Origin of the sequence: Pleurocapsa minor HA4230-MV1 (assembly GCA_019359095.1) — a bacterium.
Taxonomy (GTDB): domain Bacteria; phylum Cyanobacteriota; class Cyanobacteriia; order Cyanobacteriales; family Xenococcaceae; genus Waterburya; species Waterburya minor.
The window spans coordinates 1-15,206 of sequence record JAHHHZ010000011.1 but is presented as its reverse complement, the minus strand read 5'-3'; the positions used below and the strand labels follow the sequence as shown (position 1 = coordinate 15,206).

Sequence of the window (15,206 nt, the reverse complement as noted above, 5' to 3'; positions counted from 1 at the left end):
ATTATGGATTTATTATAGACAGGGTAATGTAAGTTTCATTTTTAATAACTAGATTTCTTCAATAACTGCTTCTGATTGATTGGCGATCGCTTTTAGATCATCAATCATTTGTGGATCGACATTTTGCCAGAGTCCTCGTTGATGGGCTTCTAGGAGTCTTTCGGACATATCTCGTAATGCCCAGGGGTTTTTGGTTTGCATAAATTCCTGTACTTGGCGATCAAAGATATAGGCTTGGGCTACTCCTTCATACATATGATCGGCAACGCAATTAGCCGTGGCATCATAGGCAAATAAATAATCTACAGTAGCTGCAATTTCAAATGCGCCTTTGTAACCATGACGCATAACTCCCTTAATCCATTTGGGATTAATTACACGCGATCGATATACTCTAGCGATTTCTTCTGTTAGCTTACGTACTCTGGGATTACTGGGCTGGGAATTATCACCAAAATAGACTTCGGGGTTTTTACCCGTTAAACTACGCACCGCAGCAGTCATACCTCCCTGAAACTGATAGTAATCATCAGAGTCGAGCAAATCATGTTCGCGGTTATCTTGGTTGTGTAAGACGATCTGTAGCTGCTTGAGGCGACTTTTAAACGATTCAGGTGCAGCATGACCTGTTCCAGTACCGTCATAAGCATAGGAACTCCAGTTAAGATAAGCCCTCGCCAGATCTTCATCACTCTGCCAGTTTTGCGCTTCAATTAAACCTTGCATTCCCGCGCCATAAGCCCCTGGTTTGGAACCAAAGATGCGATAGCTAGCCTTTTCTTTTGCTGTCGCCTCGTCTATTCCCTCTGCTTGTAGTTGCTGTTGCTCTAGGCGTACATGGTTGCCCAAAGGATTAATATCTTCCGTTTCGGGTAAATCGGCAACTGCTTGAGTTACTTTATTTAATAGGTCAATCATATTGGGGAAAGAATCACGGAAGAAGCCTGATATTCTAACCGTTACATCCACACGGGGGCGCTGCAAAATTGAGCTAGGTAATATCTCAAAATCCACTACCCGACGAGAGATTCCATCCCAAACTGGTCTAACTCCCATCAACGCCATCACTTGAGCAATATCATCCCCGCCAGTACGCATCGTGGAAGTTCCCCAGATCGAGATCGCTAAAGATTGGGGATATTCGCCATTTTCCTGGGTATAGCGCTCAATTAACACTTCTGCTGCTTTGCTTCCCACTTCCCAGGCAGTTTCCGTCGGAATTCCTCGAATATCTACCGAATAAAAATTGCGTCCTGTGGGTAATACCTCTGGTCTGCCCCTAGTAGGCGCGCCCGATGCCCCACTGGGTATATATTTTCCGTCTAAAGCTCTAAGTAAATTAATAATTTCGCGATCGCTTTTAATTAAATTCGGTAACAGGGTTTGTTGAATCCACTGGAGTTGAATTGAGGTGATAGGTAATGGGTAATAGGTAATGGGTTCACCCTGGATTAAGCGATCAACTAGTTCCATGGCAATTTCTTCGAGAATAGCGATCGCATCTCCCTGATTACGGCATTGTTGGAATTGTTTGAGGTAATCAATCTGCCAATCATTCATCCTCTGTAGGGGCGAACGGCCGTTCGCCCCTACGCCAATATTTGCCCCTACCCATGTTTGATCGGCGATGTTGATTAACGGATCGAAATCCAAACCAAAATCCTGGGCTAAAGCCTGAGTCAGACCAAGACGACCATAACTAGGAGAACGCGCGATCGCAATAATTAAATCCCGTAGTTGTTCCCCATCAGGACATTGACCAAAGATATGTAAACCATCCCGTATTTGAGCTTCTTTTAGTTCACAGAGATAGCCATCGGCAACGGTCAGAAATTGTGCCAGAGTCTTAGTATCAGTAGGCTTAATGCCAAGATCTTCGTCTAGTTTTTCCTGCTGCACTAGTTGCGTAATGCGATCGCTAATGATCTTCAGCCTCGTAGGATCTAAGCTTTGAGCTTCATAATATTCATCAATTAAAGCTTCTAACTTTTCTAAACCACCATAAAGTTCAGCGCGGGTGAGGGGTGGGGTCAGGTGGTCGATAATTACCGCTTGCGATCGCCTTTTTGCCTGGGAACCTTCACCTGGATCGTTAACAATAAAAGGATAGATATTAGGAATCGTTTGCAAAGCGACCTCTGGATAGCAGTTAGCCGAAAGCGCCAAGCTTTTCCCTGGTAGCCATTCTAAATTGCCATGTTTTCCCACATGAACGATCGCCTGTACCCCAAAACTACTACGTAACCAATGATAATAGGCTAAATACTCGTGAGTAGGCTCAAGATCTGGCGCATGATAATTTAAACTCGGATCGCGATCGTAACCTCTTGACGGTTGGATACCGATAAACACATTACCCAATTGAATCCCAGGAATATCAATTTGCAAGGGCGATTCTTGTAAGGGCGAATGGCCATTCGCCCCTACGTTACCCCATCGGTTGGAGATACCTTGCTGCACTGCTTCAGGTAATGTTTCCCAGTACTGTTGATATTCCTCTAGAGATAAACTTTGATAACAAGCTCGATTAATACGGCTTTCTGGATCGTTGGTAATCCCCTTGGTCAGGCGTTGAATCAATTCATCTCCCGTAATGGGTAGATCTATAACGGTATAACCCTCTTGTTGTAAGGCTTCCAGGATTTTAATACAGCTTGCAGGGGTATCTAAACCGACTCCGTTGGCAATTCTCCCGTCTTTATTGGGATAATTAGCGAGAATTAAAGCTACTTTACGCTCTTGTACTGGGGTATTCGCCAGCTTAATCCAATTAGCTGCGGATTCGGCGACAAAATCCAGGCGATCGCTTTTGGGTTGATAGACAACTACATTCGTTTCCAGGCGCTCGTTCCACGTTTGTACCGATTTAAAAGAAATTGCCCTAGTAATAATCCTGCCATCCACTTCAGGTAGTGCTACATTCATCGCTACATCCCTGGGCATTAATCCTTGAGGACTAGTTGACCATTGTGATTCGGTACTGCTACTCAAAATCACCTGAAGCACAGGAACATTTAACTGCTGCCAAAATTCTAACTGAGCCGACTCGCCAATTTTTGCTAAGGAAAAACTAGTAGTATTTAATAATAATTTAACTTTTGTTTCTTTAAGTAAAGCTAACAGTTGTTGCTGTAATTCTACATTTCTTAACGAATCAATAAATATCGGCAGCGGATCTAAATTACGAGTGGCTAAAGATTTACATAAATGATCTATTGGTGTAGTATTTCCTGCTAAATAATGCGATCGATAAAATAATATTCCGCAACAGTTTTGCGCTGATATTTTATTAAGCTCCAAGTTTATTTCTGGACGTAGTTGATGACTAAATGCAACTGAATTACTCAGATAACTTTGCCATTTATATTTACCTAATTCGGGAACAGATTTGGGAGCATTAGGATAGTAATTTGTTTGTAAGCAAATATCACTAATATATTGCAAAGCATTAAGATAGTTTTCTGTTCCTCCTTCAATGAAATACCGCCATAATTGATTGACAACAGTTAGAGAAACGGTAGAATGGCTAATTAAATCTAGATCTGGAGCATTATCTCCAGGTAAAATAAATAAAGCTAGATTGTTTTGTTGGGCAACCTCTTTAATCCTTTCAAATCCATAAGACCAATAAGTACTTCCACCTAGTAAACGCAGGATGACAATCTTTGCTTGGGAAACTACAGTTTCTAGATAGACATCTATACTCAGCTGCTGTTGTAAATTCAATAAGTTAGCAACTCTCAGGTGAGGAAAATTATCATCTAAAAGAGTTTGTGCAGCGGCAAGAGTTTGAATATCTGTATCAGCATAAGTCAAAAAAATAATTGGTGCAGGTGACTGTTCGATAAAAATTACTCCTTCGGTGGTAGGATTCCAGCCTCCAGGAAGGGCAGCGATTTTATGCATAATTTGAGTGGATTTCTAATCTTGAGAAATAATTACAGTTCAGTCAAAACTCATTAAAATGAGCCAAGCTGTATAGAGAAGAAAACTGTCTTGGTTATTAGATTTTAATTGTGTCGAGTTCCCCATCTTCATTAGTCTTTAAAAGAAATGTCGATTGTCATGTTTGGCAACAGCTTGCTGAACTTTGGTTAGATATGGCATCTAAAGAAGAAACTCAATTATTTAAAGAAGATACATTAACCAATCTATTAAAAAATGAAACAAAAAAATATGTTTTAGAACAATCAGAAACAGAGCGATTCTTTCTGTTAATAACACCAAGTTTTAATGCTTTTTTGCATCAAGAAAAAAAATTAGCTGCCACAACATATCAGGTTAGCTTAATTTTCGATCCTACAGTAATAATCGATAAATTAATTCAATTTGCCTACAAACAAAAGTGGAATATTAATGTTATTGAGAGGTTACGTTTAAATCTCATGGCTAAATTAACCCAAAATAGAGATAACTCCGCAGATTTTATCTTGAAAGCAGTTAAATTGCTAACGAACAGTGCAGAACAAACAGAGCGCAATCATAATCAGTACTCTAGTCCGCAAATGGAAAACTTACTTCATTACCAGGTAGAGCAAGAAAAAATCTTTGAACAGATTAAGATTCAAATCGCTCAAAACCTTAATTTACCAGAAATTATCCAAACTGCAATTAATCGTAGCTGCAATTTCTTAAAATCGGATCGGCTTTTAGTCTATCAGCTGGGTGTAACCCTAAAATCCGATCAAACGAACATTAAGCCAATTAAAACAGTAGATACAATTACTTATGAAGCTCGAAGTAGCGAAGACATTATCTCTACCCTGTATTTGCAGGAAGAAGGTTACTGGGGGCAAAACTCAGGCTGTAGAAAGAAATACCGTCAAGGATTTGGCTTGGTGATTAATGATCTTACAGCAGGTTCTAATCTAGATCCTTGTCTTCAGTCTTTGATGACCAAGTTACAGGTAAGAGCCAAAATAGTCACGCCGATTAACGTCAGAGGTAAATTGTGGGGGTTAATTATTGCCCATCAATGTGAGCCTAGAGTGTGGCAACATCAAGATGTACAGTTTCTGCGTCAGACGGCAGAATATTTAGCGCTCGCTATTTTTAACCATCAATCCTATCAACAGCTACAGCAGCAAAAGAAACTGCTGGAAAAACAGGTGGCAACTCAGTCTCAACAGCTAAAGGATGCCTTAATTGCCGCCGAAGCAGCTAGCAAATCGAAACATGATTTTTTGGGTAGCATGAGTCATGAATTACGGACTCCTCTAACCTGTGTGATTGGTTTATCTAGTACCCTGCTGCAATGGTCATCTACCAAACAAAAGATACACCTGTCGCCAGAAAAACAGCAAGAATATCTACATCTGATTCAGCAAAGTGGGAAACATCTGCTTTCTCTCATTAACAATATTTTGGAGTTTTCTGATGTGGAATCGGGTAAACATCTGCTAGAAATCAAGCAGGTATCGCTGCCTGAAGTAGTCAAACATACTCTACATTTATTACAAGAAAGTGCTGAGGCAAAAAATATTAAACTGAGGTCGGAAATTGAGATCGAGCCAGAAAAAACAAGTTTTTTGGCTGATGAAATTAGATTGAAAGAAATCCTCTTCCATATCCTGAGTAATGGGATTAAGTTTACTCCCGAGGGGGGCGAAGTAATACTTAGGGTGTGGCGGGAACAGCACCAGGTGATTTTTCAAATTGAAGATACGGGAATTGGCATTGCTCCAGACGAAATCCCGTTGCTATTCGAGAAATTTAAACAAATTGAAAACGTGCGCCAGCGAGTTCATGGCGGTACAGGTTTGGGACTTGCTTTAAGCAAAAAACTGGTGGAGCTACATGGCGGAACCATTGAGATCGAGTCAGCTTTGGGAGAGGGTTCAGTATTTACGGTTTATCTGCCTGAAAAAGAGCATCCTAGCCATAATTTACATTCTTTAGCAGCAACCACATCTACTCCTAATCATATGGAGGCAGGTTCACAAACAATTGTGCTGGTTACAGAGGATGAGGCTAGCGCGACTTTTATTTGTCAACTGCTAAACACTATCGATTATCAGGTGGTGTGGTTAACGGATTCGGCGATGGCGGTTAGTCAAATTGAATTGCTTCAACCCAGAATTGTCATTATCGATCAAGACTGTTCCATGATGGATGTCGGAAATATTGTCAATGCGATCGCCCATGCCGATCTTGCCGACTATACTAGGGTATCTCTACTTTGCGATCGCTTTGAACATGATGAATGGCAAAAATTTACCAAATGTGGGGTAGATGAATACCTACTCAAATCAATGAATCCGACTCAAATCATCAATAAAATTAATAGCCTGAGCCAAAAAGAGGAGCGTTATAACCAACTCCAAGATGGTTAAGTCCAAAAGTCAATCATCAAGCATTATTAACCCTTAATTCTTAACCACAATCAGAGTATTAACCACTGTTTAACAACCGCAATGTTTGTGATTGGGCTATTCTGCGGTTGCTGATTCAGTTTCAGGATTTTCGGCTTTCGGCTCGGTTTTATCTAGCTTGGCGAGTTTTTCCTGTTCTCTTTTCTCTCTCTGCTTACGACTAGCCTCTAGAACGTCTTCAATCACTTTAAGTAGCTGCTCCATTTTCTCTAGGCTGCCACGATAGATATCGAGATCCTTCTTCATTTTCTCGCTGGATATATGAAGATTTTCAGCGATTTTATCTACAGTCGCGTTACATTTCTCCTGATCTTGGGCTACTGAGCGATCGCATTCTTCTAATAAAGTATAAATACCAATGGCAAATAGGCGACTATACTTAAAATTATCATTACTGGCGATCGCCCTAATTGGTTCAATAATATAACCAGCATCATTTTCGGCGGTGGGGTTGCCAAACCACTCCACTAGATCATCTATTGATTTATCCTTGGTTAAAGATAACAGAGTCCCCGCTTGAGACTTATAATTCTGAGGATCGCCATTGGTAGAAATACAAAGAGCATCAAAAATTTTTACCCGATCTGACTCTGGCTGATAACCCTCCATTAAACGCTCAAAAGAAGTGACAATTCCCAAGTAATAAATCGGATCGGGTTTAAAATCAGAGTTTACTGACAGCAAATGCATCTCTACTAGCAATTCTTCGATCACTCGACGGTAGATAGAGTTGATTGGTCGAGGATAAGCACTATGGAATGCCCTTTTACTATCGGAAACAGTTTTCATAATTTGTTATTAATTTTTCTATCTAACAATATTTTTGATCCTACGAGTCCTGAATGGGTGCAAGCTTAAATTCGCGATCGATTCAGAAAAAACTCTTAGCATATCTTTATATTATGCAATGATTATGTCCCAGAATCCGAGATTGATGATCCCGAAGCTCGGTGTAAAGTGAGAAAATTAAGTGAACGGTACTCTGCCTTGAAAAGGCAGAGCCTGCGTTCACCGCTTTCCGCGGTCAAGAGTAGAGAGTTAAGAGTTTAGGATTTAAACATTAGAGCTTAAAATTAAAATTACTTATGCAGTCATCAACTACAAATCAAAAAACTAGACGGCAGCTTACATCAGATCGCTTACCCTTGGCTGTGTATCGAGAAGTAGCGGCTCATCTGCGCCAGGTAGAGGGAGTAGATACCAGTCTAATTATGCGATCGATTGAGCATGATCCAAAAGCAAAGTTTGACTACTATCAAAGCCAAGTGGCAGCTATAGAAATTAGCTATCTTGAAGAAATTACAGAAACCGACAAGCAAAGAATCTCAGAAATTTTAGACTATTATGCCCAACGTTATTCGTCCTGGGAAAATATTGCAGTTGAGGAAGTTGAAAATTTTGCTCGCCCCAGCTAATAAAATTTTCCTATTTTTCAGGAGGTTAAGTGTATGTACTAAATATTTATTTTATGGTAAATCAGCAGTAACACATATTATCATCCTTAACAAAACAGTTTAAATATACTGAGTTAATTGTGATGAACCTCAAAAAGTGGATCAAAAATAATATTCCTTTCAAATCTATCAAAGAGATTATGCCTTGGTGGTTGAAAGTTGGCTCAAAAATTGTGATTTATAGATTACCTATTGGAGATAAGTTTTGGAAATCAATTGGGTTTTTTCAGCACGACCAAATGGAAGTTCCAGAGTATGCCTATCAATCTTTTCAACAGCATTTTCAGCGAGTTTCTCAGATAAAACATCTTAAACCAGGATTTACGAGCTTAGAATTAGGGCCAGGAAATTCCCTTTTTTCTGCTCTCATTTGCCGTAGTCTTGGTGGAGAGAAAACATATATGGTTGATGTTGATAATTTTGCCATTGAAGATCCTCAATCTTATCAAGAAATGGCTAGCTATTTGAAACAACAAAATTCCCCAATTACCAATATTGAAAGTTCACAATCTTTTTCAGAAATAATGAAAAATTGCGGGGGTGTTTATTTAACATCAGGATTAGAATCGTTAAAAAAAATTGAAGATAATTCCGTAGATTTTATTTGGTCTCATGCAGTTTTAGAGCATATTCGACGTGATGAGTTTCTAAAGATTATGCAAGAAACTCGTCGAGTTATCAATGATGATGGTGTTTGTTCTCATACAGTTGATTTAAAAGATCATTTAGATGGATCGTTAAATAATCTAAGATTTCAAGCTAACTTTTGGGAATCCAATTTTGTTGATAATTCGGGATTCTATACCAACAGAATTAGGTGTGTTGAAATGCTAGATATTTTTAAAGAGGCAGGATTTGAAGTTAGGGCGACTGAGCTAGAAAAATGGCCTAATTTACCCATCCCCCGAACTTCATTAGCAAAGCAATTCCAAAACTTCTCTGACGATGAACTATGTATTTCTGAATTTTCCGTATTACTGATTCCAGTTTAATTAAATTGGTGCTGGCAAAAAATATACAGGAAAAACACAATCCAAATGGAATTATAAATTATAGAGTTAGTTGGTGTTGGTGAATGCTTATAGCTTATAGCTTATAGCTTACAGCTGCGAGCAGTAATCATTTGTATAGCATTACTTAATCAGCAACGCCAGTTAGTTTAATGGGAGTGACTTAACGCCATCTTCTTGACATCTTCTGGAGATACACAACGACGTTCGGAACAGTAAGCCATTAAACTTACGCCATTAAGCATTTGAATCGTGCTGACTCTGACTCGAAAGTCATCCGTCAAAAACCAACAGCGCTCTTGACCCTGATTATTATCGTAGTCGGTGTTAATCGTGAGGATACCATCTTCACCAAACCAATAGCGACTAATTACGGGCAAGCCATTAACATAACCTTTATCACGAATCAGTTTACCACTGCGCCCTGTCTCGTCGTCAGGAACATCAATCAACACCGCAGCGTAGTTGGGATTTGGCTCTTTTTCCTCTAGATTATCTTGCCAGCTAAAGCTGCCACCTCCTTTAGCTTTGAGCGGATCTATGCCCTGCAAATCACAGGCTTGTTTAACTCTAGGGTCATCAAATTCAATCACCTTAACAATTAAATTCGATTCCCCAGATTCATCTGCTACCACATCAAAATGATGTACACTTCTTTCGGTGTACCATTTGCCCTCACTTTTACGAAAGAACTCCATCATGTTGGTCGGTACAGTTAACCGCATCAAATTACTCCTAAAAATGTTTATTATCTAAAATTAGTTTAGTACTAGGACGATTATTTTTATGCCTTTTGGGCTAACTTAACGACATCCTGCAATCGAGCTAGCAGCATATAACTGAAGCAGTATCAAAGCAATATAATTCAATGGCAATTAAAAGATCTTCTGACTCTCCAGATCCCGATCGAGCTTACAAAACCAATAGATCAAAGCAATCAAGTTACGAAGTTACTTTACTCTCTCCCCAGGCAAATACTCAGGAGACAGAAAACAACGAAGCCAAAATTCGCCCTCAGAAGCTAGCCGATTATATTGGACAAAAAAAACTTAAAGGTATTTTAAATATGGCGATCGCTGCTGCTAAAGATCGAGCAGATCCTCTAGATCACCTGCTATTATACGGCCCGCCAGGCTTGGGTAAAACTACTATGTCCTTGATTCTGGCAGCAGAAATGGGTGTGGACTGCAAAATCACCTCCGCCCCTGCTTTAGAGCGTCCTAGAGACATTACAGGGCTGCTGGTTAGTCTTAAACCTGGGGATATTATCTTTATTGATGAAATCCACCGTCTCAACCGCATGACAGAAGAATTACTCTATCCTGCCATGGAAGATTTTCGTCTGGATGTCACCATTGGTAAAGGACAAACGGCTAAAACCCGTAGCATACCCCTACCGCCTTTTACTCTGGTGGGGGCAACGACAAAGGCTGGGGCGCTGTCTTCCCCGTTACGCGATCGCTTTGGCATTATTCAACGACTGCGTTTCTATGAACTCGATGAACTAACCTTGATTGTTAAACGAACCGCAGAAATTCTTCAGGCTTCAATTACCGAAGCTGGGGCGATTGAAATTGCTCGTCGTTCTCGTGGCACTCCTCGGATCGCCAACCGCTTGCTCAGAAGGGTTCGAGATTATGTCCAGGTAGAAAAAGTGGCGACAATTACAGAAGAATTAGCAGCGATCGCCATGAACTTATTTGATGTTGATGCCCAGGGTTTGGACTGGACAGATCGCTTAGTACTTAACACTATTATTAAACAGTTTAATGGAGGGCCCGTTGGCTTAGAGGCGATCGCCGCAGCGACAGGAGAAGACGGTAAAACCATCGAAGAAGTATACGAACCATATTTACTCCAAAATGGCTACCTCAGCCGTACCCATCGGGGTAGAACGGTCACAGCTAAGACCTATCGCCACTTGGGTTATCAACCCCAAGAAAGCGAACCTCAGCAAACTGAATTGCTTTAAAACTAAAATCAAATTTCTAATCTTGTCCTGGTAAATCTAAAGCGATCGCTAATGCTCGATCTAATTGTGCGATCGCCTAAACGAAAATACAAACACTAGGCGTATCTCCTCGACAGACGAATAATATTAAACTTCGCACTATTTGGGAAATTTCTAATATAAATTGTAATCCTCGTTTAATTTCTGCATTTATAAAATGAATCAACCAAAACTTTTAGACACAGTTACTAATCTTCAATCAATTCCTCAAGAAAAGTTAACTCTTTTGGAAAGAGAAATCGCTTATTTACCTAAAGGTCAAGTAGGAACTATTGTTGAAGTTTATCATCGAGAGAATAAAAACCATTATTTAATAGAATTTGCCGACCTTGAAGGATGTGAGTATGCTATGGCAACTTTAACAGCAGAGGAAATCTTAGTTCTTAATTACGAATTGAGTGTTGTTTAAATTGCTTTTTCCCAACTGTTTTAGCATTATTTCCCAACTTACCACTTATAGTTTGAGATCGCTATGAAAATTAGCAGCGAAGACCGAAAAAACCTCGAACGTCAAGAAGAAGAGCTGTGGTGTGAAGAGACTCGCTTTGACACGCAGCGTATGAACGAACTTATCGCAAATGACTTCTTTGAGTTTGGGAGATCTGGGCGTGTCTATTTTTGGGCTTTGAAGAAGGTGATACCTTGATTGCTCGTTCAGAAGAAGGGCGATTGATTTTGGAAAAACAGGAAACGATTAAACGGCGACTAAAAGCGCGGTTTTCACAATTACCAAAAGAAACTAGTTTAGCCAATGAATTGATCGCCGAACGGCATGAGGAAGCCAAACGGGAAGTGAAGGAATGACTGTGGTTTTGGATGCTTCGGCGTTGCTTGCCTACCTTCAAATTGAATATTCGCGTTTTGACTTGCGATCGCATCTGGACAACCATCGGTTTGGCTTTGGATATACAGGTGATTCGTTGATTAGTTATGAGTGCGATCGCTATTTCTGTGACAAATAACGAGCGACTATTTTTCTGAGGAGACTACCTCGGGTTTTTCTTCAGATTTTGGTTTTGCTGCTTGCTTATTTTCAGCAGACTTTTTGGTTTTCAGTTTGGCTGGTTCTGAAGATTTTGCCTGCTCAAGTTCAAGAGGCTGGGAAGTAGATTCTTTGCTAAAGATCAGCTTGTCATCTACACAGTCAACAATAATTTTATCCCCTGCGGTAAAGGTACTATCAAGGATCATTGTGGCAATGGGGTTTTGTAATTCTCGTCTAATCGCTCGTTTGAGAGGACGCGCACCATAAGCAGGATCGTAACCGATAGTCACAATTCGATCTTGAGCTGCGGGAGATAGTTCGATATTGATTTTCTGGTCGTTTAATAAGCGTTGAATACCTTTGATTTGAATCGTGACAATTTCTTTGAGTTCTTCTTTCTTTAAGCCGTGGAAAATAATTAAATCGTCGATCCGATTGAGAAATTCTGGGCGAAAATGACCTCTCAAAGCTTGGGTTACCTGATTCTGAATTTGGTCGTAATCTTGATCGTTTCCTTTGACGTTAAGGATATGTTCACTACCAATATTGCTGGTCATGACAATGATGGCATTGCGAAAATCTACTACTCGTCCTTGAGAATCGGTAATTCTACCGTCATCAAGCACCTGAAGCAAGATATTAAAGACATCCTTATGCGCTTTTTCCACTTCATCTAATAGCACCACGCAATAAGGACGACGACGTACTGCTTCGGTTAACTGTCCTCCTTCCTCAAAACCAACATATCCAGGAGGCGCACCTACCAAACGAGATACGGCGTGTTTCTCCATATATTCAGACATATCAATCCGCACCATCGCGTCTTCACTATCGAATAAAAATGCTGCCAAGGCTCTGGCTAATTCCGTTTTACCGACTCCTGTTGGCCCCATAAAGAGAAATGAACCAATTGGTCTACTCGGATCGCTCATGCCCGCTCTTGCCATGCGAATTGCTGCGGATACAGCAGCTACTGGCTCTTGCTGTCCAATTACTCGTTGATGCAAATGTCCTTCGAGCTGGAGTAACTTTTGTTTTTCCGATTCTAAGAGACGATTAATCGGTACTCCTGTCCAGTTAGCCACAATTTCTGCAATGTCAGATTCTGATACCTGTTCTCTTAACAGGGTGGTTTCCTCTGATTGCAGATCGATGAGCTTGGTTTCCTTAGCCTCTAAATTTCTTTGTAAAGTTTCCAGTTTGCCATACTTTAATTGAGCTGCTTTTTCATGGTCAAACGCCCGTTCGGCTTTATCTAATTCCAGACGGGTTTTTTCTTCTTCCTCCTTGAGAGCATTAATCTCATCTAAAAGGCTCTTTTCTGATTGCCATTGAGCCGACAAGCTTTCTTGTTTAGTTTTTAAGGTTTCAATTTCTGCCGTAATTTTGCCTAATCTTTCCCTAGATGAGCGATCGATGATCACCACTCCTGAACGTTGGCTTTCACCACTTAAAGAGACCTTTTCCATCTCCAGCTGCATAATTCGGCGATCTATGTCTTCTAATTCACTGGGTTTAGAAGTAATCTCCATTTTTAGCTTGGCTGCTGCTTCGTCAATCAGATCGATCGCCTTATCGGGTAAAAAGCGATCGGTAATGTAACGTTGAGAAAGGGTGGCAGCAGCTACTAACGCTGAATCGGTGATGGTTACGCCGTGGTGTACCTCATATCTTTCTTTAAGTCCCCGCAGGATGGAAATTGTATCTTCCACGGAAGGTTGCTTGACGTACACCTGCTGAAAACGCCTTTCTAAAGCAGGATCTTTTTCAATATTCTTACGGTACTCATCGAGGGTAGTTGCTCCAATACAGCGCAATTCGCCCCGCGCTAGCATCGGCTTGAGTAAGTTGCCAGCATCCATAGAGCCTGAACCTTCTTTAGCTCCCGCACCAACTACAGTATGTACCTCATCAATAAATAAAACTATTTGCCCACTAGATTCGGTGACTTCTTTTAACACTGCCCGTAAACGTTCTTCAAATTCCCCGCGATATTTTGCCCCAGCAATTAAACTTCCCATATCTAGAGAAATCAACTGACGATCTTTAAGCGATTCTGGAACATCACCGTTGACGATGCGTTGGGCTAATCCTTCAGCGATCGCCGTTTTACCAACCCCAGGTTCACCAATCAAGACAGGGTTGTTTTTCTGCCGACGAGAAAGCACCTGAATTACGCGACGAACTTCTTCATCTCGACCAATGACAGGATCTAGTTTACCCGCCCTTGCCTGTTCGGTCAGATCTCGCCCATACTTTTCTAAAGCTTGATACTGTTCCTCTTGGTTTTGTTTGGTTACCTTCTGTGAACCCCGAATGGACTTAATAGTCAGTTCCAAACTTTGGGTATCAACATTAAAACTGCGCAAAGACTTCTTGCCAATACGCGCATCTTCGGCAAACCCAATCAGAATATGCTCAATCGAAATAAAATTATCACCCCAGCTAACGCGACAGTCTTCCGCCCGATCTAGCATTCGATCTAAACTTGGCCCTAAATAAAGTTGGGCTGAACCAATTCTTGGCTGACGCTTAGTAAACATCTCTAGCTGCTGCTTAAGCCTAAGCGAGTCAACATTTGCCTTATCTAAAATGGCGATCGCCAATCCTTCTTGTTCGATCGCTGCCAAAATTAAATGCTCTACCTCTAAGTTTTGATTCTGAAATAATTTGGCAACTTCTTGAGATTTTACGATCGCATCCCAGGCTTGTTCAGTAAACTTACTTTGGTCGGTAGGCTGCATATTTTAGCTAAATTAAGGTTGTTAAATTTGATAATTGATGATGCTCAGTGTAGCAAGGCTTCAATCACTTACATCCAGGCAGAGAATTATCTGTGGCAATATATTTCAGATAATATTATCTCTTAATAACAATTTTAGTCCCATCTCCCGATTAAAGACCATCAGTTCTCAAACTAGCAGAGCAAACATATTTAAATCTGGCAAGCCTTTTAGAGAAAATCTTAGATTAGAGAAAACTTATCTTCGCCTGCTTGAGCATCATTGCCATAACTCCTGTATCTTAGCCAATCTGCGAATACCTTCTGTTAGTTGCGGCTCAGTTAGACTAGAATAGCCAAAGATCAACTCTTTTGTATTGGTAGCCTGAAGATAATAAGGTTTAAGACTAATCATCCCGATTCCAAGCTTATTTGCAGATTTAATAATCTTCTCCTGACTAAGTTGGGTATGAAGTTGCACAATTGGATGAATTCCTGCTTTTTCTCCCATAATTGTGGCTTTCTCTTATAGAACCCATTTGAGATCTTAGGAAGAGGCTGCAAGCCTCTTAATCATCAATCTAATAAAACCCTAAAGGACTAGTCCTAAAGGATTAGCTCGCAAGCTCGCGTCCTTCGCGTCGCAGAGGTTG

Annotated in this window: 12 protein-coding genes; 7 read left to right on the top strand and 5 right to left on the bottom strand. The window is 40.5% G+C overall.

What is annotated here, in order from left to right; all coding sequences use genetic code 11:
* Window positions 1-48: 48 nt before the first annotated feature.
* On the bottom strand, window positions 49-3,906 hold the full coding sequence (gene cobN / locus KME09_02500) for a cobaltochelatase subunit CobN (protein ID MBW4532783.1): 3,858 nt from the start codon (window positions 3,904-3,906) through the stop codon (window positions 49-51).
* Between the two features lie 110 nt (window positions 3,907-4,016).
* On the opposite strand from cobN, the gene KME09_02495 reads away from it, so the two are divergent.
* Window positions 4,017-6,332 carry a GAF domain-containing protein gene (locus KME09_02495; GenBank protein MBW4532782.1) on the top strand — a complete coding sequence of 772 codons (2,316 nt, stop codon included), beginning with the start codon at window positions 4,017-4,019 and terminating at the stop codon, window positions 6,330-6,332.
* 96 nt (window positions 6,333-6,428) lie between these two features.
* Here KME09_02495 and KME09_02490 read toward each other — a convergent pair whose 3' ends face one another.
* The gene (locus tag KME09_02490; protein MBW4532781.1) at window positions 6,429-7,160 is read right to left on the bottom strand and encodes a photosystem II biogenesis protein Psp29; all 732 of its coding nucleotides are present in this window, start codon (window positions 7,158-7,160) and stop codon (window positions 6,429-6,431) included.
* Window positions 7,161-7,456: 296 nt separating this feature from the next.
* Between KME09_02490 and KME09_02485 the strand changes: the two genes are divergently transcribed.
* Both KME09_02485 and KME09_02480 read left to right on the top strand, forming a co-directional pair.
* The gene (locus KME09_02485; protein MBW4532780.1) at window positions 7,457-7,786 is read left to right on the top strand and encodes a hypothetical protein; all 330 of its coding nucleotides are present in this window, start codon (window positions 7,457-7,459) and stop codon (window positions 7,784-7,786) included.
* 122 nt (window positions 7,787-7,908) lie between these two features.
* Entirely contained in the window at window positions 7,909-8,817 is a 909-nt protein-coding gene (locus tag KME09_02480) for a class I SAM-dependent methyltransferase (protein MBW4532779.1), read from the top strand.
* A gap of 167 nt (window positions 8,818-8,984) precedes the next feature.
* On the opposite strand, the gene KME09_02475 is transcribed toward KME09_02480, so the two are convergent.
* Window positions 8,985-9,536 (bottom strand): phycobiliprotein lyase, encoded by a 552-nt coding sequence (locus tag KME09_02475; protein MBW4532778.1) that lies wholly within the window; start codon window positions 9,534-9,536, stop codon window positions 8,985-8,987.
* A gap of 167 nt (window positions 9,537-9,703) precedes the next feature.
* Between KME09_02475 and ruvB the strand changes: the two genes are divergently transcribed.
* The 4 genes from ruvB (at window position 9,704) to KME09_02455 (ending at window position 11,808) form a co-directional block, all read left to right on the top strand.
* Window positions 9,704-10,807, top strand: a complete 1,104-nt coding sequence (gene ruvB / locus KME09_02470) for a Holliday junction branch migration DNA helicase RuvB (protein ID MBW4532777.1) — start codon at window positions 9,704-9,706, stop codon at window positions 10,805-10,807.
* A gap of 196 nt (window positions 10,808-11,003) precedes the next feature.
* Window positions 11,004-11,255 carry a DUF4926 domain-containing protein gene (locus KME09_02465; GenBank protein ID MBW4532776.1) on the top strand — a complete coding sequence of 84 codons (252 nt, stop codon included), beginning with the start codon at window positions 11,004-11,006 and terminating at the stop codon, window positions 11,253-11,255.
* 209 nt (window positions 11,256-11,464) lie between these two features.
* Window positions 11,465-11,650 (top strand): hypothetical protein, encoded by a 186-nt coding sequence (locus KME09_02460; protein MBW4532775.1) that lies wholly within the window; start codon window positions 11,465-11,467, stop codon window positions 11,648-11,650.
* The gene (locus KME09_02455; GenBank protein MBW4532774.1) at window positions 11,647-11,808 is read left to right on the top strand and encodes a hypothetical protein; all 162 of its coding nucleotides are present in this window, start codon (window positions 11,647-11,649) and stop codon (window positions 11,806-11,808) included. The genes KME09_02460 and KME09_02455 overlap by 4 nt, the downstream gene beginning before the upstream one ends.
* Before the next feature lie 7 nt (window positions 11,809-11,815).
* Here the strand turns inward: KME09_02455 and clpB are convergent, their stop codons facing one another.
* The gene (clpB, locus tag KME09_02450; protein ID MBW4532773.1) at window positions 11,816-14,575 is read right to left on the bottom strand and encodes an ATP-dependent chaperone ClpB; all 2,760 of its coding nucleotides are present in this window, start codon (window positions 14,573-14,575) and stop codon (window positions 11,816-11,818) included.
* A gap of 258 nt (window positions 14,576-14,833) precedes the next feature.
* Window positions 14,834-15,064: a hypothetical protein gene (locus KME09_02445; GenBank protein MBW4532772.1), complete on the bottom strand. Its 231-nt coding sequence runs from the start codon at window positions 15,062-15,064 to the stop codon at window positions 14,834-14,836.
* Window positions 15,065-15,206: the final 142 nt, after the last annotated feature.

Excerpts from the sequence above, each read along its gene's own strand:
- cobN (MBW4532783.1), bottom strand. The coding sequence starts at position 3,906 with ATGCATAAAATCGCTGCCCTTCCTGGAGGCTGGAATCCTACCACCGAA.
- KME09_02490 (MBW4532781.1), bottom strand. The coding sequence starts at position 7,160 with ATGAAAACTGTTTCCGATAGTAAAAGGGCATTCCATAGTGCTTATCCT.
- KME09_02485 (MBW4532780.1), top strand. The coding sequence starts at position 7,457 with ATGCAGTCATCAACTACAAATCAAAAAACTAGACGGCAGCTTACATCA.
- KME09_02480 (MBW4532779.1), top strand. The coding sequence starts at position 7,909 with ATGAACCTCAAAAAGTGGATCAAAAATAATATTCCTTTCAAATCTATC.
- KME09_02475 (MBW4532778.1), bottom strand. The coding sequence starts at position 9,536 with ATGATGGAGTTCTTTCGTAAAAGTGAGGGCAAATGGTACACCGAAAGA.
- ruvB (MBW4532777.1), top strand. The coding sequence starts at position 9,704 with ATGGCAATTAAAAGATCTTCTGACTCTCCAGATCCCGATCGAGCTTAC.
- KME09_02465 (MBW4532776.1), top strand. The coding sequence starts at position 11,004 with ATGAATCAACCAAAACTTTTAGACACAGTTACTAATCTTCAATCAATT.
- KME09_02455 (MBW4532774.1), top strand. The coding sequence starts at position 11,647 with ATGACTGTGGTTTTGGATGCTTCGGCGTTGCTTGCCTACCTTCAAATT.
- clpB (MBW4532773.1), bottom strand. The coding sequence starts at position 14,575 with ATGCAGCCTACCGACCAAAGTAAGTTTACTGAACAAGCCTGGGATGCG.
- KME09_02445 (MBW4532772.1), bottom strand. The coding sequence starts at position 15,064 with ATGGGAGAAAAAGCAGGAATTCATCCAATTGTGCAACTTCATACCCAA.